Source organism: Shewanella sp. 0m-8, assembly GCF_052977265.1.
On the sequence record NZ_JBRIMB010000020.1, the window covers coordinates 1 to 21,657 of the forward strand.

Annotated in this window: 21 protein-coding genes; 9 read left to right on the top strand and 12 right to left on the bottom strand. The window is 43.8% G+C overall.

Annotated features, from left to right (window positions below; all coding sequences use genetic code 11):
- A partial coding sequence (locus ACVBIO_RS11295) for an integrase core domain-containing protein (RefSeq protein WP_447172633.1) occupies positions 1-327 on the top strand: 327 nt, incomplete at its 5' end.
- Between the two features lie 40 nt (positions 328-367).
- Here the strand turns inward: ACVBIO_RS11295 and ACVBIO_RS11300 are convergent.
- Together ACVBIO_RS11300 and ACVBIO_RS11305 are read right to left on the bottom strand one after the other, a co-directional pair.
- Positions 368-1,438, bottom strand: coding sequence for a DUF2955 domain-containing protein (locus ACVBIO_RS11300; protein WP_447172634.1), 1,071 nt, complete (start codon positions 1,436-1,438; stop codon positions 368-370).
- Between the two features lie 69 nt (positions 1,439-1,507).
- Positions 1,508-2,575 carry an HlyD family secretion protein gene (locus tag ACVBIO_RS11305; protein ID WP_447172635.1) on the bottom strand — a complete coding sequence of 356 codons (1,068 nt, stop codon included), beginning with the start codon at positions 2,573-2,575 and terminating at the stop codon, positions 1,508-1,510.
- Positions 2,576-2,675: 100 nt separating this feature from the next.
- On the opposite strand from ACVBIO_RS11305, the gene ACVBIO_RS11310 reads away from it, so the two are divergent.
- A complete protein-coding gene (locus tag ACVBIO_RS11310) occupies positions 2,676-3,542 on the top strand; it encodes a LysR family transcriptional regulator (protein ID WP_447162973.1) in 867 nt (288 codons plus the stop codon).
- Positions 3,543-3,654: 112 nt separating this feature from the next.
- On the opposite strand, the gene ACVBIO_RS11315 is transcribed toward ACVBIO_RS11310, so the two are convergent.
- Both ACVBIO_RS11315 and ACVBIO_RS11320 read right to left on the bottom strand, forming a co-directional pair.
- Positions 3,655-5,037: a Na+/H+ antiporter NhaC family protein gene (locus ACVBIO_RS11315; RefSeq protein WP_447159462.1), complete on the bottom strand. Its 1,383-nt coding sequence runs from the start codon at positions 5,035-5,037 to the stop codon at positions 3,655-3,657.
- A gap of 363 nt (positions 5,038-5,400) precedes the next feature.
- Positions 5,401-6,360 (bottom strand): hypothetical protein, encoded by a 960-nt coding sequence (locus tag ACVBIO_RS11320; RefSeq protein WP_447172636.1) that lies wholly within the window; start codon positions 6,358-6,360, stop codon positions 5,401-5,403.
- A gap of 207 nt (positions 6,361-6,567) precedes the next feature.
- Here ACVBIO_RS11320 and ACVBIO_RS11325 point away from each other — a divergent pair, with 207 nt between their 5' ends.
- Both ACVBIO_RS11325 and ACVBIO_RS11330 read left to right on the top strand, forming a co-directional pair.
- Positions 6,568-7,644 carry a permease gene (locus ACVBIO_RS11325; RefSeq protein ID WP_447172637.1) on the top strand — a complete coding sequence of 359 codons (1,077 nt, stop codon included), beginning with the start codon at positions 6,568-6,570 and terminating at the stop codon, positions 7,642-7,644.
- A 178-nt stretch (positions 7,645-7,822) separates the two neighbouring features.
- A complete protein-coding gene (locus ACVBIO_RS11330) occupies positions 7,823-8,032 on the top strand; it encodes a ribosome alternative rescue factor ArfA (RefSeq protein ID WP_447172638.1) in 210 nt (69 codons plus the stop codon).
- Between the two features lie 55 nt (positions 8,033-8,087).
- Here the strand turns inward: ACVBIO_RS11330 and ACVBIO_RS11335 are convergent, their stop codons facing one another.
- From ACVBIO_RS11335 to ACVBIO_RS11355, 5 genes are all read right to left on the bottom strand, one after another.
- On the bottom strand, positions 8,088-8,903 hold the full coding sequence (locus tag ACVBIO_RS11335; RefSeq protein WP_447163028.1) for a DUF3465 domain-containing protein: 816 nt from the start codon (positions 8,901-8,903) through the stop codon (positions 8,088-8,090).
- 14 nt (positions 8,904-8,917) lie between these two features.
- Positions 8,918-9,799, bottom strand: a complete 882-nt coding sequence (locus ACVBIO_RS11340; protein ID WP_447172639.1) for a 3'-5' exonuclease — start codon at positions 9,797-9,799, stop codon at positions 8,918-8,920.
- A gap of 127 nt (positions 9,800-9,926) precedes the next feature.
- Complete coding sequence (locus tag ACVBIO_RS11345) at positions 9,927-10,520, bottom strand: hypothetical protein (protein ID WP_447172640.1); 594 nt, start codon at positions 10,518-10,520, stop codon at positions 9,927-9,929.
- A gap of 206 nt (positions 10,521-10,726) precedes the next feature.
- Positions 10,727-11,620 carry a pirin family protein gene (locus tag ACVBIO_RS11350; protein WP_447172672.1) on the bottom strand — a complete coding sequence of 298 codons (894 nt, stop codon included), beginning with the start codon at positions 11,618-11,620 and terminating at the stop codon, positions 10,727-10,729.
- Between the two features lie 130 nt (positions 11,621-11,750).
- A complete protein-coding gene (locus ACVBIO_RS11355) occupies positions 11,751-13,091 on the bottom strand; it encodes a BamA/TamA family outer membrane protein (RefSeq protein ID WP_447172641.1) in 1,341 nt (446 codons plus the stop codon).
- A 306-nt stretch (positions 13,092-13,397) separates the two neighbouring features.
- On the opposite strand from ACVBIO_RS11355, the gene ACVBIO_RS11360 reads away from it, so the two are divergent.
- Complete coding sequence (locus ACVBIO_RS11360) at positions 13,398-14,093, top strand: 2OG-Fe(II) oxygenase (RefSeq protein ID WP_447172642.1); 696 nt, start codon at positions 13,398-13,400, stop codon at positions 14,091-14,093.
- A 175-nt stretch (positions 14,094-14,268) separates the two neighbouring features.
- Complete coding sequence (locus ACVBIO_RS11365; protein WP_447172643.1) at positions 14,269-15,537, top strand: lipopolysaccharide biosynthesis protein; 1,269 nt, start codon at positions 14,269-14,271, stop codon at positions 15,535-15,537.
- Between the two features lie 172 nt (positions 15,538-15,709).
- Here the strand turns inward: ACVBIO_RS11365 and ACVBIO_RS11370 are convergent, their stop codons facing one another.
- Complete coding sequence (locus tag ACVBIO_RS11370) at positions 15,710-16,246, bottom strand: hypothetical protein (RefSeq protein WP_447159453.1); 537 nt, start codon at positions 16,244-16,246, stop codon at positions 15,710-15,712.
- A 10-nt stretch (positions 16,247-16,256) separates the two neighbouring features.
- A complete protein-coding gene (locus tag ACVBIO_RS11375) occupies positions 16,257-17,078 on the bottom strand; it encodes a cytochrome C (RefSeq protein ID WP_447159452.1) in 822 nt (273 codons plus the stop codon).
- A 455-nt stretch (positions 17,079-17,533) separates the two neighbouring features.
- On the opposite strand from ACVBIO_RS11375, the gene ACVBIO_RS11380 reads away from it, so the two are divergent.
- The 3 genes from ACVBIO_RS11380 to ACVBIO_RS11390 all read left to right on the top strand — a co-directional run bounded on the left by ACVBIO_RS11380 (position 17,534) and on the right by ACVBIO_RS11390 (position 20,366).
- Positions 17,534-18,286 carry a winged helix-turn-helix domain-containing protein gene (locus ACVBIO_RS11380; protein ID WP_447159451.1) on the top strand — a complete coding sequence of 251 codons (753 nt, stop codon included), beginning with the start codon at positions 17,534-17,536 and terminating at the stop codon, positions 18,284-18,286.
- Positions 18,287-18,329: 43 nt separating this feature from the next.
- On the top strand, positions 18,330-18,848 hold the full coding sequence (locus tag ACVBIO_RS11385; protein WP_447159450.1) for a hypothetical protein: 519 nt from the start codon (positions 18,330-18,332) through the stop codon (positions 18,846-18,848).
- 138 nt (positions 18,849-18,986) lie between these two features.
- A complete protein-coding gene (locus ACVBIO_RS11390) occupies positions 18,987-20,366 on the top strand; it encodes a DUF4397 domain-containing protein (protein WP_447159449.1) in 1,380 nt (459 codons plus the stop codon).
- 150 nt (positions 20,367-20,516) lie between these two features.
- On the opposite strand, the gene ACVBIO_RS11395 is transcribed toward ACVBIO_RS11390, so the two are convergent.
- Complete coding sequence (locus ACVBIO_RS11395) at positions 20,517-21,347, bottom strand: hypothetical protein (RefSeq protein WP_447172644.1); 831 nt, start codon at positions 21,345-21,347, stop codon at positions 20,517-20,519.
- Positions 21,348-21,657 lie beyond the last annotated feature (310 nt).

Consider the following 21,657-nt stretch of genomic DNA (forward strand, 5'->3'; position numbering starts at 1 on the left):
ATGGCATTTGAACATCGTGGACGCCCAAAAAACCTGATATTTCATTCAGACCAGGGTTGTCATTACAGCAGCCTTCAATATCGACAAATGCTGTGGAAGTATCAAATCACTCAAAGCATGAGCCGAAGAGGGAATTGTTGGGACAACGCGGTGATAGAGCGATTTTTTAGGAGCTTTAAAACAGAGTGGATGCCTAAATACGGCTACAACAGTTTTAAGGAAGCTAAGTTCGACTGCATCAACTATATCTTGAAGCACTACAATACAAAACGGGGTCATAGTTATAATAATTACATGACACCAACAGCGGCCGAAATGGCTGCGTAAATACGCATCCCCTGTTGGTGTACAGTTTTAGTTGACCACATCAATCGCCTAACTCGCCTCCCCCCCCTAAAGAATTGGGTTTTATTATCCGTACTAAAAAGTGATGAACAATCCAAATCACTACCGAGGTCAAAATCACGGCCACGACGATTGAACTAAACCGGTAACAGATAGAGAAAAATGCATCTTGCTGCTCAGGAATAAAAGCACTTGTTAGCGGCACCGTCAGTGCCGACATCGCCGAAAAACCGATCCCCGCTTTGATACCTCCGATTGCCAGCCAGCGGCAAAATATAGCGGCTGCAATGGCGTACCCCAGCAAAAATAGCAGCATGTTGTTAGCTAAGCTATAGAGAGTTAACTGCAGCACTAAACCTGCTAAACAACCTAAAAATGTGCCGATGATACGGATTTTAGCTACCGCCATAGAGCCAATAAAAGTCATCGGCGCCAGTACAATAAAAATAGAAGCTTGAGCCGATAAGGAATCATTGAGATCTGCCACTTGAAACAGGATAAATGCCGCCATGGCAATAATCCAGCCGAGTGCGGCTTGCCTCACCATGCCTACATGATCTTTTCGTTGATTATCGATATGCGCCCGAGCGCCATTATTGCTGTCTAAGCTGGGTAAAGCCTGTTTAGTGACAGGCTCAGGAAATAGATAGAATGCAAGAGCGACAACGGGCCCAGTTAGCAGGGCAGAAGCAAGTAACCCCATTACAAAATCTTCTAAGTCAAAGCCCTGATAACTGCCAAAGTTAAGCAAAATCGAGCCCATTAATAGCCCTATATAACCAAAAAGGTAGCTGCTTTTATGGGTCATGGCGATACACTTAAACATCATCATAATCGCTACAGCTAGGGTCATTAATAGTGGGTAAGGCTGGAAAAATCCAACAATAAAAGTGACCTGTAAACAGACCCAAGTTACCCCCAAAATAAGCTGCACTATGATGCCTGTGTTCCACCTATCAATTTGAGTTAAGACAAACATGGGTAACAGCGCGGCAAACATGCCGTTTGACCAGCCAAACACTAAGGTAACAGCCAAGCCAAACACACAACCAAACCAGATCCGTTGAGTCTTTATTAATGTTTTTCGTTGCACAACCAGCCCCCCTTGCACGGCTTAAAATCAGTAAACCTTGGCTTAAACTCAGTAAATGTTGACTTAAAATCAGTAGATATAATGAAGTAAGCTCACAATATGAATTTGAGCCTTAGCCAGAAATCCCCACACAATATTGTCTTCTGGATACAATACGACTGTAGCGCGAGAACCAACAAATAGCGGTTGTGGTAAAGGGTTGTGGCTGGTTAAGTTAATTCTGACTCGCTGTGCATCACGTACCCAGCGGTTATTAACTTCCACATGGGTCAGCTGGCCGTTAGGGCTTTGCTGCGCGGCGGCGACACCAAAGTCACGGCTTTGCACATTGAAGCTAAAGACACGCCCCGGAAACGCGTCAAATGCCACCAGTGCGCTTGTTTTAGGGGTAATATTCGCAACCGCTTTTTCTCGATAATCCGCCGCAACCCAAAGCGAATCAGTGGGAATAAATGTCAGTAGCGGCATGTTCGCATTGGCGGTACTGCCCACTTTGAGCTGCAAGTTGGTCACCACACCATCGCTAGGGGCAAACACTTGGGTATGAGAAAGGTCTAATTGCGCCTGCTTTAATGTATTTTGTGCGGCGCGAACGCCACTACTTTGCCCTGGAAGTCCACCTAACTGCACTTTTAACACGAGCAACTCCTGCTTAGCAGCATGCAGATTCGATAGCGAGGCATTATTGTTAGCCAGCGAATTATCCAGCATCGACGCCGAAACTAACTTTTGCTTTGCCAATTTATTTATTCGGTTAAATTCGCTATTGGCATTATTAAAAGCGGCCTGATTAGTCGCAACATTAGCTTCAGCCACTGCAACCTTGGCATACATAGCCTCTTCTTGTTCGCTCGCCTGCTCTAGCGCTAACTGCGCCTTTTCCACTGCCAATCGGTATTTACGGTCATCAATGCTAAAAAGCGGGTCACCTTTACGCATTTTTTGATTATTCTCAGCCTGAACGTCCACCACAGTACCTGTTACTTCTGCTGCGACTTGAACCACATAGCCTTGCACCCGGCTTTCAGTGGTGAGTGGAGCATAGCGATCAGCAATAACGATATAGCCAATAAAAATAATAAATAGAATAATGAGGCTTTGCATCCAACGACGAAAAGCATGTTCTGCGGTTTGCATGGATAAGTCCAAGGTCGATCTGAGGGGCAAGTATTATAGATATTGCTAATTAGATTAAATAGAATGACAAATAGCGCATTTACAACCTATAGGTAGGACAATGAACATTAGCATGGATGATCTACACCTGTTTGTATTAACTGTTCAACATGGAGGGATCAGCGCTGCAGCAAAACAGCATTCGTTACAGCGTTCGAAAGTAAGCCGGCGCTTACAAGAACTGGAAAAGGCTTTGGGTTGCCAATTACTTATTCGCACCACACGCCAAATAGAGCTCACAGAAAATGGTCGCTTGTTGTACCAGCAAATTAATCAGCCATTAAGTGGCGTGGCGCAGGCGGCAAAGTTACTCAGTAATCAGCAAAAGTCTTTGCAAGGGGTATTAAGAGTCGCCGTTCCCGCCGCGCTTATTACCTCTAATATGTTCAGCCTATTGATCGATAATTATCTTGAGCAGTTTCCAGATGTATTATTAGAAGTGTTGCATTGTCAGGAAAGTGTCGACCTTAAACGAGACAACGTCGATATCCAGATCTTACCCGATGGGGTTAAGGTGATAAATGAGGATTATGTACAGCAAACTCTATTGCGATTCCCGAGTAGCTTAGTCGCGTCTGCTGATTACTTGCAAAATCATGAGCCTATAGTCGATTTTGACGACTTGTTTAAGCACCCTATCATGGTGAGCCGTTATAATTTTGCATCACTCCCCGACAACCTCACTATTAGGCTGTGCTCTGACGATTTACGCTTAATTCAGCACATGGCAAGCAGTAACAAAGGCGTCGCCCTATTGCCAACCATCTTAGTCCAAGATGCGCTTAAATCAGGCGAGTTGCTCGCAGTGTTACCCAAAGAAAAGCTGCCAGAAATCAAACTCACCTTAATCTATGCTTCTAGGCAGTTTTTACCAGAGAAGAGCCGAGCATTGATCGAGCTGCTTAGGGATACCTTTAAGTTCAATTAATCGCTAAATTAAAACTCACGATTTCAAGACAAGATAATGACAACAAAAAGGGCTGCACCTAAGTGCAGCCCTTTAAAATAATAACTAAATGACGTATTACGCGATTAAAGGCTTATGCCAGCAATAAGAAGCCAACAAAAGTCATGCCTGCGGCGAGTAATGCGTAAGGCAACTGAGTCACCGCATGACTCACTAAGTTACAACCTGAGCCTTGCGCCGCGAGCACCGTGGAGTCAGAGTAGAAACACGCCTGACTACCAAATGATGATGCCGATAAAAGTGCACCAATCACCAATGGAATATTGGCGTCGACTGACTGAGCCAGTGGCATCACAATCGGAATTGATACCGCAAAAATACCCCAGCTAGAACCTGTCGCAAAGGCCAAAACCGACATGGTTAAAAACACCACGGCTGGCAATAGTTGCGGCGTCATAAACGGGCTTAAGCTCTCAATGACATATTGTGGCAGCATCAATTTATCGCATACATCTTTAAAGATGAATGCGGCAATTACGGTACCAATTGCTGGTAGCATATTTTTAAAGCCATCAATCATCTGCTCCATCATCTCTGACAGTGGCATCAGCTTTTGTAGACCATAATACGGCAAGGTAACTGCAAGTGTAGCAATCAGACCTTTAAGCACATCGATGTCAAAATACACGGTAAAGCCGACCAACAAGATGATTGGTACAAAGAAGTTATGTAGCTTGCCGCCATCGTCGGCATGCTTAAATTCATCTTCAATCGCTTTTAATGCGTACTCGTCAGAAGTTTGCACTTCATCTAAGTCCATCTGCTTAATCGCTGGCTCACCTTTAGCCGCTGCAATTTGCGCCTTTTTCATTGGGCCAAATGCAGGCACGATCCCTAAGATCACCAATAGCACCATAGCCACAGCCAACCATGCATACAGCATATAAGGAATGGCCTGCATATAAACCGCAATGCCCTGGCCTTCAGCCGCTATGCCGTTATCGACAAGCAAACCACCAAAAAATACTGCCCAGGTCGATAATGGTACCAGTACGCAAACCGGTGCTGCGGTTGAGTCCACTACATAAGCTAACATCTCACGCGACACTTTAAACTTATCGGTGACCCGCTTCATGGTTGAGCCAACCGTTAGTGCATTGAGGTAGTCATCGATAAAGATAACCGCCCCAAGAATAAAGGTCATAAACAGTGATGATTTTTGCCCTTTGGCAAACTTCAATGCATGACGACCAAACGCCATCGAGCCACCGGTACGCACTAGCAGAGCAATCAGAGCACCAAAGCCACCACACACAAGGATCAGCCAGCCGATGGTTTCATCGGTCATAACAGACAAAGAGGTATCAGCAAAATTAGTCAGTAAATTCTGCGGCTCATACATAGCCAAGCCAACTAATGCACCGATAATCAAAGAAAGAATTGGGCGGCGTAGCACAATCGCTAACACCAATACCACCACAGGTGGGATAAGACTTAAGGCTGTCGGTTCAGACATGCGCTAACGTCCTTATAATAAAGTGCCAAAATGGCAATTAATCACCAAACTCACGCAATTATTTGCGAAGTTTAATTGCTGCTTTACCGTTGAGATACCTGCCGATACCTTGAATTTTACGGGCTATTTTGGGGCCCCTAGTAAAAACATCGCGCAGAAAATAATCCCCATTGGCCTTTGAGTCAATAATAAATATCCCCATTGAGTGAATTTTTATAAGCACCACTGACGTAAAAAACGCAAGCCATTGAATACATTAACTTTAACAATATTGACGCCAATGACAAATTACAGCCAATTTTGACTTAAAAATACCGAAATCTTTGCCTAATCCCAGCGGGTTTTACATTTCATCAATTTGGACTATTCGCTCTCTTCCGATTTAGAAATAAAAATACGATTTAAGTCCTTACCCCACAATTGAATAATTTTTCGGTTTTTAGCTTTATTCCAAAAACATTTACCGAATAAGATAATGCCTGCGCCCTCGAAATCTCGCCTTTCAGTTAACCCAAAGCGCTGCTGTAATGCTTTAGCGATATTATCAATTGGGATCCCAACGTCTTTGCTATCAGCAGGGTTAAGCCAAAGCCCCTCTTTATCCATATGGGAAATGGTGCCCCAGTACATTCTAGGAGAGCCATTTTCTGTTGGCTCGGCATCGGCAAAATTGACGAATAGGTTCTTGGCGCGCCAGCGGTATTTCTGATCGGTATAAACCCACAGTTCTGAACTGGCCAGCTCACTGCCACGCATTAAGCTGTGCAATATCTTCTCTAGGCCTTCACTGGCAATACGCTTTTCAACAGTGGAAGAATGAGCTGCGACGTCACTGGGTGACGGACTCACAGCCTGCTGCTGTGGGCTTGCTTGCGTCTGTGTTTGCAGCTCAGATCCCACGCTGGGCTGAAAATCCGCTTCATCAAGCGGTTTCTTCCCCGTAGATAAGGCAACATCTGCCTTGGTGTTTAACGATGCTCGCTCATCTGTCATAGACTTAAATGATCGCGGATGGCGACTAAAATCAATCATCATCGCATCGCTATCAGCTAATATCTGATTCACCTCAACGACATGCTGCTCTTCGCGCTCTTTAGCCGCAGAAGGTTTGAATTCGCGGCAACCAGTCTGGTGATAGCGCGAACCAAAGCAGGCGGCCTTACCATCTTTAGATGCTTTACGGTAATAGGCTTTACCTGCGCAAGCAGGACATATCAATGCCTGACGATATTGCTCGATATCTAACTCACTGAGCTTTTGAAACTTAAATATAGAGTAAGTGATAGGATTCGACTCATCGAATAAACATATCGCGTCAAGCATGCTAACGTCCTAAATTGCATTATTTTTTAATCATAGAGAATAACGACTACCGCGACAAGCATGTCACTGACGACTAGACTGCCATAAAATCATTTCCACATTTACCGAAATAATGATTGACACTTTTTCAAATCGGATTATTATTTGCCCAACTTATTATTTCGGTTATTCCGGAAATAACAAATAAAGAATCTAGAGGTAAACACCATGAGCCCTGAAATCATTGCAATGGCAAAAGAGTCAGCCGGAATGTTTCTATTCCTTGCAGCTGAGTTAACCGTACTATTTATCGCGATTAGCTATATCGTCGGATTACTACAGGAGTATATTCCTCCAGAAAAGATCCAGTCGATTTTGAGTTCAAAGAAAGGCAAAGGCTATGTTATTGCAGCGCTACTCGGTGCGATAACGCCATTTTGCTCCTGCTCGACGATCCCTTTCTTAAAGGGTCTATTAAGAGCAAAAGCGGGCTTTGGTCCTATGATGGTTTTCTTGTTCTCAAGCCCATTATTGAACCCAATTATTATTGGCCTATTTATCGTGACCTTTGGCTTTAAAGTGGCGTTATTTTATTTCGTCGTTGCCATGGTGGTTTCAGTAACAGCTGGTTATGTGCTTGAGAAACTTGGCTTTGAGCGTTACGTAAAGCCTGAAGCATATGAAGCTGCGGGGATTTCAAGCTGTGGTACAAGTTGTGACGATACAGCAAAACAAAAAGCTAACACTGAAGCCGCTTGCTGCTCAGCACCTGAAAAAGTGGAGCCAGTTGCCCAAGCAAGTTGCTGTTCAGAGCCCGCTCTCGCAACGGTCAGCAGTGGTTGCTCTACTCAGGTAGAAGCAAGTAGCTGCTGCGAAGCTCCAGCGGTAAAAGAAGATAGTCGTTGGATGCGCGTATGGCGTTCAACTTGGAAAGACTTTAAGCAAGTACTGCCTTACTTAATGATTGGTATTTTAGTTGGTTCGCTTATCTATGGCTTTATTCCTACAGAGCTAATCGCAAAATACGCCGGAGAAGGTACTTGGTATGCTATTCCAATCGCAGCTGTAATTGGTATCCCACTCTACATTCGTGCAGAAGCGGTGATCCCACTAAGCTCAGCCTTAGTCGCGAAAGGAATGGCATTAGGTTCAGTGATGGCATTGATTATTGGCAGTGCAGGGGCAAGCTTAACCGAGGTGATCTTGCTTAAATCTATCTTCAAGAACCAAATGATTGCAGCATTTTTAGCGGTTATCTTGGGTATGGCGATAGCGGCAGGTTACCTATACACGCTGATCTTTTAATGCTTAATGCTCATTAGCTCAGAGCCATAGTGACTGCGCGGTTTAAAAAGTGAACAATAAATGTTCGCCGTCATTAAAAAACAGCGTATAATCGCACCGTAACGACAAGTTTAGCAATAGCTTAAATTTGTCCGCACGGTGCTTTTTTATCGATTCAATTAACCCATTGGAGAATATGATGGCAAAAAATCACCAGCAAACGCATACCGAACACGAAAGTGGTCGCGGCGTAATAAAAGATAACGCTTTAAAGGCAATCGTTACTAGCTCGCTATTTAGAACGCGCACTGAAAAACCAAAGAAAGGTAAAGGGTCTTACAACCGCAAACAACAAAAGGGGCAAAAGCTGAAGGGCTTTGCCCCTTTTGACTATCTGGCACTACATTAACGGCAAGCTCCAGTGTTTCCCATACCGCTATGACACTGAGCGTATAGATAAAAAGCTATTGATAAATCTGGCCATTATGCTTAAGCCAACCACCAATATGGCGCCCCCTAGGATCATGATGAGTCCAATGCACTACCCCACCGCGATCATTCCACTCATATTCACCGTAAAACTCAACTGAATCACCAACATTTAAATCCGCTATTCGCGGCGCTAAATCAATATTGTGAGCGACTAAAACCGTTTGCCCGTGTGGCAATGTCACAATAAATCGTTGATGACGGCTACCTTTATCATCATCTGCTAGAACCTTACTGACCACGCCAGAGCTTTGCACTTGAAGGTTACTCAGCCCCTGCTCAAAAGCTCGCTGCAATTCTCCTGCGCTACTCTGTTGCTCACCAGAAAATGGTGCAGCTAAGCCTGATGTTGTCGCACCATGTAAATTCCCAGTGCTTGTAAATACGCGATTATAGGCAAAGCTCGCAATAGCCAGTACCACCAGCATAATGCCAATACGGTATAAAACGCCGTTAATCGACTTTCGGTGCTGCGATTGCGAAGTCCCCTTTTGCAGATGAAGCTTCTGCAGATTTAGATGCTCCAGATTAAGCTTCTGCCGTTCTCTAGTCGGTGCTAGAGTCAGCCCTTCGATCTGCGCTTCTACCGCCCTGCGCTTACCATCTTTTTGCGTCAGTATTTGAAAAGAGATGCTATCTCCCACCAAGGGTCTACGTGGTATCAAGCCTAACGCAGACACATGAATAAATACTTCATTATTGGAGTCATTAACGTCATCAGCCTGCTCAATACGAATAAAACCAAATCCTTTCGTATCATTCCATCGTACCAATTGACCTTTATATATCATCAAGTCTCTCTCTTTTAAGATCCTGTTAAGTCGGCTAAACGTTGTATCAGCGATTTAGGCCATAGTGTTTGATAAGGGGCAATTTGCACTGTTATTGAATGTAAAATGTCCAATGCCACAAAAGTATCTGCCGCCGCATATTGCAGTTGTAGCTCACTCAGCGGCTCTGCAAGTGGCTTGCCCCAATTTGATAATGTCACCTTTTTGCTTTTAGGCAGCTTTAGTGCCAAAACCGTTGCGGCTGCTTGCTGTGTGCCTAGCTGTTTAGGTGCACCAAGTTGATTCATCAGCCAATTTAGATCCAGTATCGCGATGATACTAATATCAAAATCTCGCTTCATTGCATTGATATCATGTCTCAAGCCGATACCAATTTTAAGCAGATGTTCATTGCTTAATACCGGTGCCAGTGCCGCCTTAAAGGGCTCTATATTCTCAGACTGCATGCGAAACAGATAGCAATGAGTGGCAGTTGCTATTTGAATCAATGAGATAGGATTAGTATTACGTCGCCCCTTTTCAAAGGTGGCCGCCGTTTCGGTATCAAAACCTAGCCAAGATTGCGCTTCAATATCGGCTATCGCCGCTTGCAGCGACTCAAGCGTAACCACACAGACCTGTCGTGATTGGCCATCTTGCTCTGCAGACACATTCTGAATAAGTTCGACATTGAATTCAGTTAGTCTAGATAAGTCACTGTCATCAATTCGAGTAATTAAACGAGTACGCAGCTGCAACCAATCAAGCTTTAATCTGTTCTCTTTTGTGGTGATCTCGCGAAAAAATGACGCTTCAGCGGCCTGCATGACGTTAAAATAAGCCGCTGCATCTTTACCTAGCTCTCGGCGAATTGTCGCGGATTTATCTGCCGCTAAACCAAACTTAAATAGACTCATTAGATTACTCTACATTGTAAAATTACGGCTCGTAACCATATCGAGCCTTACAGCGTGCATAAGCAAATAGTTGGCACCATGCAAAGCTGTCAATATCGTTAAACTCGCAACGGTTCCCAATCAAGTATTACTGAGTCACCCACATTAAGCCAAAGCCCTGCGCATTAGCCTCAGTCACCTTGCGTCTAAAGCGCTCCATCCCCTGAGTCATCTCTTGATACTCAGGCTCCTGCACAATGTAATCGGGATTATGTATCGCAAGCCAAGCATCGAATCGGTCTCTAACCCTGCACTCATCAAGTACTGATAGCAGTGACACCAAGGCGGGTAAGCGATGGCTTTCAAATGCAAATGATTCATTATCAGCATCCATCTTTATCGCATCGTGGTGCGTTATATCCAGCCAGGTTTGAAACAAACTGCCCGCGCCTTTTACTCGCTCTTCAGTATTATTGAGAATGTAATGATAAAGGTCCACATTACGATGATTTGCATCAGGCCCTATCATCATCGCCTCGTGTTCAGGCCAATCATTAGGCAAAGACTGCGCACCAGAGCCTGCTATCAACTTGGCGATTTTGCTCAGCAAAGAGCCGCGCTCCTGAAACACATCAGCCTGAGGCTTTTGCCCCTGTAAATAAGCGTCCAACGTTTGCGGGCGAGCCTTCAAAAATCGAATATGCTCATTCGGTAATGAAAATATATTTAAACATAGCGCCATTTACTCTCCCTAAAGCCATATCAAACGACTTGCATACTACTTGTCTCATAATTAAGCCGCGTCATGAGTAAGTCGTGTCATAGTTTAATTAGCTGTAAAAAACTCGCTAAGTTTTGCAATTTTTATCAAGCGGATAGTAAGGCTTAGACAATAAAAATGCGAGCTTACTCGCTCGCATTTTTATTTCGATTAACGTTCGTCTAGCACTATTCTATATGGCCAAAACGTCCCATTTGGTAATCCTCAACCGCTTGGCGGATCTCTGCTTGAGTGTTCATCACAAACGGGCCCATGTGAACAATGGTCTCATTTATCGGCTGGCCTATCAGTAATAGGATCCCAGCGCCATCATCACCTGCTTGTAACTGCGCTATAGTGTGGCTGTCTAATACCAACATGTGTCCCGCCTTGTATGCCTGCTTTGGCTGTTCAGTAATAGCGTCCCCGTTTACAGGCAAACCTTGTTGTAGCGACCCCGCATAGATATAAATCCCCACAAATCGATTTTCATTTAACTCAAGTACACTAAAATCAAGCTCGCTCTTTGCCTCAGGTGCAAATATAAGATCCGCTATCTGAGCACTGCCAGCAAGCCCCTGTAAAGGCGAACTTAACCTATGCTCGCCAACATGCCAACGGCCAGCCAATGCTTTAAAAGACACTCCCTCTATAGTCGCTTGAGGTAACTCAATATCGGCCGTATCTTGATAGCGTGCCGGTCGCATTTTGTCCTTTGCAGGCATATTCAACCAGATCTGAAAACCATGCAGCCCATCATTAGCATCCTTTAATGGCATTTCAGAATGGATCACGCCACTTCCTGTGCTCATCCACTGTACATCACCGCTACGGATAGCTTTAACGTTACCTAATTGGTCCTTGTGCTCAAAACCACCTTTTAAAATATAGGTGAAGGTTTCAATGCCGCGGTGCGGATGCGCGGGGAATCCACCGATAAAATCATTTTTATCATCAGATTTTATTTCATCTATCATCAAAAAAGGATCGAAACCTAACTGATTAAAATCAGCGACTCGGCGGATATTAACCCCATCACCATCCATTGCTTTATGCGCTTGATATTGTGCTAGCAGCTTCATCATTCTTGCCTCATTAATCTCTAATGACTGTAGCATAACAAGCATAAACTAGAATAAATAACGCTAAAAGGTACACCAAACGTTCGAAAAAACAGAAGGTAACTTACAGCCTTCTAGTGGTTTTCATTGGTTAAAAGGGATGATCAACCATCACCCAAGCATTTGTCGCTTCATCGGAGTGTGCAATATCAAACCGAATAACGATCCCAGCAGTTAAGGCTCGCAGCGACACGCCATAATCAAACTTTACATCAGACAACAATTCGCTGGCACTATACTGTGGCGCGACTCGACCCGCTTCAGCAAAACCCACCAGCTGAAACCAATCTAAGCGTAAGAACCTTAACCAATTCACATCTTCTATTGGATTAGCCCTCAAGGTGTAACGGTATTCAGCACTGGTATAAATGGCAGCTTTGTCATGAAATCGATTTTGCTCGAAACCCCGCATACGATAAAAGCCACCTAAGGTAGCCCCTTCATTATAAGGCGCAGCATTGGTTATTCTACGGCCACCTTGCTCGTCATATTCAAGCTCCCAGGACGGGGAGTAACCGCTCCAAAAGTTTAACGCTAATATTCGTTGGCTTGCCCAATCAGACTCACCAAAAGAGAAATATTTACTCATATCGAGATTAATGAAGGTCCACTCACTATCAGAATCTAGCCAAGAGACATCTCGTGATATAGAAAGGTACTGACTACTGCCATAACTTGGATTGACCGAGAAATCGGTGTTGTCATATAAGATCCCAAGCTCAACAGCATGAATACTGCCGTCAAGCGGTTCATCTTCAAACTCAAAACTTTGATAACGATTGAACTGGCGCAGCACTATTACCGTCGCACCACTTTCAAGAGGGTTCCACTCTTTACCACCACTAGGCTCTGAAATGAGTAAACCGTTTTCTAACTTATATTCAACTCGCCCCTTATCTTTGGTCGCCCCTATAGGTAGAGCATATTCAAGCTTAATGTCGAACCAATTAGAGGATCCATCAGCCTCTAAAAACTGCTGATTATTGGAACCATTGCTTCCAGGCAGTGGCGTACCCGACGGGATGAACTCGCGCGCTCCTCCCGTATAGGCTCTTTGATCTGGGTAATAGCCCAAAAAACCATAGGCGCTTAAAAAGAAGCGCTCGGTTTTAGGCAGTTTTACATTCCATACTCCAAGTCCAGCGCCTTGACTCACATCGCCGCCAAACACGGTGCCGCCGACAGTCATTTGATCTTGAAAGTAACCACTAAGCATTCCACCCACACCGATGTTCAACCCCATAGAGTCGGTGCTAAATAGGTAGGGTAGAATCAACTTTTCTTTGACATTGTCAGGGGTTTCCACCCTATCGATCGTTGTTTTTACATTGGCAGCAGGGGCCGAATAGCTAAGCTGAGGCAGCAACAAACAGACCCAAGCTAACGCGTAACTCACCCGCTTAAGCCTCAGCTCCACATTCCGTTTAAGCATAATCACTCCTTTGCAAAACCCGCTTAATTCTTACCGCCATAAAGAACCCTGTCGCTATCTGAAAAGATAACATCTATGACTTGTCCCTGAGTCATAAAGCCACTGAAAACCAATATCTTTGCCTAGGTCCACAAAATAAAAATCATAACAAAAACAGCTAAACAATGACGAAACAATACCAAAACAACATAGAAGCAAAAGCATAACATCTGATATATTCTGAGAATTGTTTCTGTAGCTCGAATCTGCAGATATGTTTAATCTAGTAAAACGTGTAGATAATGCGTTATATGTTGGAGGCTTTTTTTGAGTAAATCATTCTCTCCAGATCTCAATTGGGATCTGATTAAAAACGAATATTCCAAAGATAATCGAATAAAAATAAACAACATATGGCTTACTGAAGATGCGCAAGATATTAGGCAATGTTTAGCGAATGACACGGAGTTTTCTCATGCTTATACTCAAGCTGGCAAAGCAATAGAATCGAGCAATAGTGCATTAAGAGCTATGCCTAGCAATAGTCAAAAGACACTCTTCCACAATCTATACCAAGATGCCGCTCAAGGTGTGGGATTTTGGTATGGTCGCCATATGATATCCCCATCTAGTCCGACTACTTTAAATGCCGTTAAACGCTATTTAAATTCCGAGGAGCTGCTTGAAAAGATCAGGTTCATATCTGGTAGAGCTGATATCAAGCTCGCAAGTGCTCAAGGAACACAATATACCCCGGGCAACTTTTTAACTCGCCATAGAGATGTGGTTGAACATGAGGGTCGAATACTCGCCTTTGTATTAAGTTTTAGTCCAGAGTGGCACCCTGACTGGGGAGGTTTACTGCAATTTTATCAAGACGATGGCACCCCGAGAGATACTTGGGCACCACAATTTAACTCCATGACTTTATTTGATGTTAAACATGTCCATGCAGTCACCTATTTGGCTCCTTTTTGCCCATCGAAGCGCTTATCTATAACGGGCTGGTTCCGTTCTCAATAATATAATATTGATTGGTATTGGTGCGGATGAGTCCGCACTTTTCTTTTGCACTACCGTTGGCTAGCATCATTTACAATCGCCACTTCACAGCTTTTAGCAACAGTCCTAGCACATCAAGTGTTAATGGTTAATATTTGACACCCGTTAACAAGCATCCACTGAGTAACACAACAGCATGACAGAGTCTTCATTCGTTCGAGTTAAGCAAGTCTTCATTAGCGCTATCTGGGCGACACTTGCCAGTATGTCGCTCGGCTTAGCATTTAAGATTTGGTTAGCTCAATGGGTCGAGAAGGATGACTTGGCTCTGTATCACACGGTCGTTGATATCATCTCTATGTCACTTATCTTATTGAGTGGCTTTCGTACCTCTATGGTAGTCAGTTTCTCTCAAACCAAGAACGATAGAGATATCACTAATATTTTCCGTTATTCACTTATTTTTATGGTGCTATTTACCTGGGGGCTAGTGCTGCCTTACATCAAGCATCAACTGAATATCGATGTTGAATACATCCAATTGGTGGGGATTATTCTGGGTATGGGGTTTAAGGTGTATTTTACCAATCAAATCGGCATGTACCGCCTCTATGACATTGCTAATAAGACTATCTGGATAGAGCCGCTGGTGCAGATATTGCTGTTTTTAGTTTGCTATTATCTATTGGCCTTATCTCCTGTGTCCTCGCTATTTTTCAGCTTAATGCTATCTAACTTAGCCGTTGCGGCCTATATGTTTATTCAGCGTAGAAAGCAGATTGCCACTACGCCACTAGCCCCTGTGCAACTCGATTCAGAGATGCGTAATTTCGTCAAAAAAAGCATGATGTCTTCACTTGAAGTTGGCGCCAGTATCTTGATGGTGTACATCACGGTATTGCTAACCATTGGCTACTTTACTATTGACGAACTCGGTGACTTCCAGGTCGTTGTCCGCCCTCTGATTGCTTATTTAACTATGCTGTTTGTTTTCCCTGTTTATCGCTATATTTTGCCTGAACTAGCCCAATGTCTTCGCAGTGGACAGCATCAACAGATCCAACAAATACGCCGTTGGTTCTTTAAACTTAGCCTAACAATTAGCGTCGGTTTATTAATTGTATTATTGATGTTTAGCGATGAAATCGTCGGCTTTGTCTTCCCCGACACTTACGCTAACGCCGCACCTATCTTGCTGCATTTTGCGCTGTTTTTTGGTTTTATGATGCTCAACGCTTTTCAGGTCGTCTATATCAAAGCACATGGCTTGTTTTTACAGAGCTTAATGATCCGTCTGTTAGGTGTTGCAACGCTACTCATCATGTTCTATCTACTTAGGCTGTTTACCGACAACGTTGTCGCGGTAATTTTAGCCCTAGGTTGTGGCTATTTAACCATGTTTATCGCCTCAAGCATTATCGAACGCAAGCTGCTTAAACAGCACGCGCTCAATGAGCCAGAATGAACGCATTAGCGAATAGTAAAAAGAAAAAGAGCCGCAATATAATCATTGCGGCTTTGAAGGCTTAACTCAATCTAGGGGAGGACTCCCCCTCTGCATAGATTGAAATTAGGCAGGGTGCTCGTACTAATCTAAGTCAGTACCTGAAATTAAAAGAGTGCTTTACTGAACTCTATTATTCTTCAGCAGCAATCAGCTCGATCTCATTGCTTGCCTGTGCGCCATGGATCTGAATCGCGACCTTATAAAGTTCAACCGCCCCAGCTGCAGCTTTAGAATCTAAATCTAAGTCAGTGGCATCAAAGGTGTATTGCCCCTTGGTCGCCGTTTCAGTCAAAACTCCGCCACATTCGTCATTGGTGCTAGTGTCACACTTATAGCCTTGAGTCACATGCCAGCGTTTCCACGCCTTTGGCTTAGTCGATGGTGACGCAGGATCTGGGTAACCAAAATAATAAATGTCGTAATTTGTGGCCTGAGTAATGGCTTTATTATCTCCATCATTCAAGCTAAACGTGATTGCGCCAGTTGCCCCATCAAAGCTCTTAAGACTCATCTCGATACTCGTGGCTTCACTAATATCAATAACATCTGCAACAGGCGGTGGCACAACCACTGGTGGCTCGGTAACATCATTATTGTCATCATCGCTGCCACACCCCATAAGGAGCACAGAGCTTGCCAATAAGGCGCTCAATAATTTGACCTTCATAATTGACTCCTTAATTAAAATGACCCGTATGACAAGTCGTGCATTCCATATCTGTCTTCACGCTGGCAGCTGAGCCCATCGTCTCTGTTACGCCATGGCATGACTGACAAGCTTGCGCCTCCGCTGAAGGTTTCGCCTCAGGCAGCAACGAGATATCTTCACCACCATGAGCACGGTTAAGTAGCTCTACAATGTGATAAGCCATACTGGCTGAAAGGCGCTTACAACGCTCTCCCTTCTCTTTAAACACCTTGCCTGAAGCCGCTGACCAATTACTGATTGAAGAGTGGCAAAGTGGGCTATTAGCAATAGATGTTTTCCCCACCTCTAGACTCTTTTCTGCTGTAGAGCCAATACCAGTAATAAATGCATCAGATGAAAGAGGTAAATCTTCAGTTTCGTAATAGCGGAATGATGCGCCGATAATCGCGCTATTTTGACCGTTAATATCATCTAGAATATTGATTAACATACCCGCCGCGTTTAAGTTACCGCAGATGGTGCCTTGACCCACAATCCCTGCCCAGCCGTAGCCCGCAAGCGCGGTTGGGATCGAGGCAAACTTATCAGCATCAACACTAGTTGATTGCGCCAACATGGTAATAATCGAGTGGAATACTTGGTGCATACAGCCGCCACCTGTTTCATAGGCTAGCTTTGCCGTCGCCATTGCATCCAGCGGCACATACTTAAGCTGCTCACCGATCTCTAATCGATAGTTACCGTCTGCATCTGTGGCGGCAAAAGCTGAAGTCCCCACTAATGCTGCACCAGCAGCGGCCGTGCTTAATCCGATAATTTTGGTTAACGCCTGACGTCTATCAATACTCATAATAATCACCCTATATCCATCATTATTTTATTTTGTCTATAAGCCTCTGGGCCTATGTCGATTAGTCAACGAGTTCAAATTTTGGATAACGACTCGATGGAGTAACTGTAAGAAATGAGGAAAATAAAAATGTGATTTATGACTGATGAAGCTAGCAGCAACACAACTCAACAATTAGACGCCGCATCAACGAATCAACGCACCGCGGCACATCTCAAATACTGCGAATTTGTGATGGCAATCACTTAATTTGTGGTGATTTGCGGCATTTTATACACATGATTAGGTTAATGAATTGTATGAATCAATGTGACCAAGCTCCCAATTAGCCATACTGACCTATACACAGGACTCAATTTTGCCACCTTTAAACAACATAAGTACCAGGATCACAGACTTCATTAGTTTTACTTCATAGACTTGTATACATTGATAGTTCTAGTGAGGCGGCGAAGATGCAATTGGGACATTGCAGATTTGATATTGAAAAAGAAGAGTTAACGAACTTAGACAATGGCAATACTTGGCACCTACCAAGAGCCGAACTGCAAGTTTTAACCCTATTGATAGACTATCAAGGCAAAGTGGTGGCTAAACCACTATTAAAAGCCGGTGATGGCAAGCAGCCTCCTCTTAGTGACTCCTCGGTGACCCGAGCGGTATTCACACTTCGCTCATTCTTGGGCCCGCAATATGAGTCACTCATAGAAACGGTCAAAGGCCAGGGGTATCTGTTACGCCACCATCGAAGCAGAAAGGCAACTCAACCTGGATCACCGCGCAAAAGGCTCCCTTTTAAACTCACTGCAATATTGACTTTTTGTTTAGTCCTCGCCTTAAGTTGTGGCTGGATTTTTTACGCTGCGCCCGGTTTATCTAAAAGTAAACCCACACCACTGCAAGCCAGCAAAGTCAGTACCATCGCAGGACAAGCTGTCTACGTCATTTTGTATTCCCATTCAAAAACCAACAATGGTTTATTGCTCGAGTTGGGCCAAATCATGAAAAGCAGTCTACGCCAATGCCCGCTCACAAGTTGGAAGAACGTGTACTTGTCGCTATCCCACGACAAGCAAGTCCTTAATATCACCTTACGGGGTGATCAATTTGGCCAATCCATCATTCGCAATTTAAAGATTAGTGATCTGCGCCAACCCCAGCAGTTTATCAATCAGCAATGGCTGCAAGACGTTGAGATTTGTGACTAGCCGCTTAATCAATAATATCAAGAATAAGAACGAGGAATTGAGTATGACGCGAACATGGCGCTGGGCGATAAATATCATCATTTTGCTAGCTTTACTGAGCTGCGTCGCGGTGATCTATCAACTAACAGCAAAGCAGCCTAGCTTTATGCTTAGCTGTAGCTCAGAGCTATTCAATCGACAGAAAATGAATCAAGACAGCCAGCATTACCTATTAGTCGACCTGTTTTCTAAAGACGGACAAGCACAAATCAACTATCGCTATTTCGACCTAGACGGCAATTCAGCGGGCTCAGTGTCCATGCAAGGGCACGTCAATCAGGTTGATATTGATAACATGTTTTATGATATTTCAGTCAAAACCAAACAAGAGTTTACACACTCGAACCAGGAACAGGCTCCAGAGCATTTTAAATACCTGTCTTATGTCAGCAGCCTAAACCTGAATAAGAAGGGCATGCATAATCTAAGCGTTCAAGTCTTAGAGCGCGATGAAAATAAAGACTTTGCAGTGGTGCTGTTTCAACCCAGCAATACGGTATGCGGCTGCCGACTTGTCAATTAAGCACATGCGTTAGAATGCCAAAAAACACTCTTCCAAAACCATAAAACAGACTCAATGTAAATTATTTGTATATTTTTTGATCTAACAAAGTTTCAGCAGCGTAATGGTTGTCGAAACTAAACATCAAGGAATATAGCAATGAAATTTTCAACTCCATTCGCACGTTATGCCTCTGTCATTACCATTTCAGTATTAGGTCTAACTGCATGTAGCGATGATGATAATGATATAGTCCCCCCTCCATTTGTACTCTATGAATCTGAAATTCGTGTCATACACGCAGGTAGTGATGCACCGCTAGTCAATGTTACCGCCAACGGCGCTAACTTTGTTGACGATGTGGACTATGCCATGTCGAGCGGTTTAACAACGGTGCCAAGTGGCAGCTACGCCGTAGCGGTCGATGCACTTTTACCCGACGGTACGACAACAACAGTATTAACTGCGGATTTAGATACTGAAGCTGATACAGAATATACCGCCGTTGCCTTAGGCAAAGTCGCTGACAACTCACTCATGCTTAAACTGATTGCCAACCCAGAGCAAGATATCGCCGATAACTACGCACGAGTGCAGGTGTTGCATGCCGCGCCTGCCGTTGGGCTGGTAGATGTCTACGTTACCGAACCGAATGCCGATATCAGTACAATGCAGCCAACCCTATCAGCAAACTATATGGATGCGAGTCCACAACTTGAGGTACCTGCCGCTAAATATCAAATTCGTATTACGGCTGCGGGTTCAAAAGATGCAGTATATGATTCAGGGCCGGTAACATTAGCCGATGAAGAAGATTACTTTATCTCGGCTATCCCTAATACTTGGACCGGTATGTCTCCTGTAGCTCTGCTTGTGGCGCTGCCTGAAGGGCAAGTATTACTCAATGACATAAACAGTGGCAGTGATATACGCGTCATACACGCCGTAGCCGATGCGCCAGCGGTTGACGTATTTTTAGATGGCAGCACAACTGCAGCAATCACAGATCTGATGTTTAAAGGCGTTGTCGGTTACGTTAACATCCCAGCAGGTGACCATACCGTTACAGTTGCAGCCAATGCCGACAACAATGTTGTTGTCATCGACAACGCACCATTTGAGTTAGACCTTGGTGACAGCTACTCAATTTTTGCCGTAGGCTCTTTAGCTGATAACGACATTGCCCCTTGGATCATCATGGAAAATACCCGAGTGGTAGCAACAGAGGCTAAGTTAACGGTATCTCATGCCGCATACTCTGCGCCTAATGTTGATATTTATTTAACTGCAACCGATGATATTGCTAATGCGACCCCAGTACTGACAGATGTGCCATTTGAAGCCTCTTCAGGTAGCTTAAGTGTTCCTGCTGGTGACTATGTGGTTAGCGTAACAGTTACAGGTACTAAAACCGTGGCCATAGGTCCATTACCCATTAGCTTAGAAAATGGTGGTATTTATGGTGTTGCTGCAATCGATACCGATACCAGTGGTGTATTTAGTGTCATTTTACTAGATGACTTCGTCACTAATAAATAGTTACGGCTAACGCATTACAGATATCGAATACAGATATCTCATACAGATAAATAGTGCTCTATTAATTACAGTATTTACAACCAACAAAAACGCCATGCAATGCATGGCGCTTTTATTACTAATACGTCAGTTAACCTCAGAGAGCAATCGTTAACCCCAAGGCATATCTACATAAATTCGTACTAACGTGTCTCTGTCCCATGGCAAGATAGCCAGGTAATCTGGTGAGGTTTTATCGCGATTATCAAATGGGTCAAGATTATATTCTGTATGCTCAACGCTAAGCTTTATTTCGCTATTCTCAATCCAGCCATCAGAATGATAGCTCAGCACACCGGTATACTTATTTTCTAGCCAATCACTGCCATCATTCCAGGTTTGTGCCGCAGCATAAATGTCAAACGAATCACCAAGGGGCAGTAGAGTATCGAGGGCTATTGAATAGGCGCCGGTTTTATTTTGAAAGTCGTCACGATCATAGCCACGCTCTCTTGGCACATCATCGTCAATTTCCAGCATGTAATAACCCGCAGCGACTTCAAATCCCGCATACACACGGCCATTATCAAACCTTGCTACGATACCGGGAAAAAGTTTAGCTTGCTTCTCTACCGAGCTAACCGTATTACGTTTGCCATCTAAGGTTACTTGCCACTGTAAGTTCATCACCTCAGAAAAGCGGTATAAATTACCGTCAACGGAAAAGGCACTTTGGAACCAAATAGGAATATGATCAGGGTCTAACTTATCTTTATCATCATCAATAAAGATATCTAGCTCACCTTGCCATAGCAGCTCTGATTCGGTTTGATGCGCGACATAAAAGCCTGCATGTGCGCCGAGTGTATGAGAATCGGCCTGATCGACAATGGTATTTTGGCCACCAAATGCAATGCGCCAGTCTGTCGCTTGTGCATTGGTTGTTAGCCCGACTGCCACAAGACCTAATGCTGCAATAAATAAGTGCGGTTGATTGTTCAAATCCCTTTCCCCCAAGGCATACTCAGACTTTATGTAGAAGCTATTGATTAATCGGAAGATATTGATTAATCAATTCCATTAACTAACAAAACACTGCTCTAAACTTAGTCAAAAACTAACATAAATAGATAAGATAATCTGTTTAATATTAGTCATGATATTATCTAAAAGTTTATTAATTACCGTTAAAGAAATCGGCTTCTCGCTGCAGTCTAAACCCAGCATTTCGATATACATGGCTTAAAAAGCGCAATAAGTTCCCTTGGGAGGTTAACTTTTTATAAAATTTCACTGAGATTGTGAGGCTTAG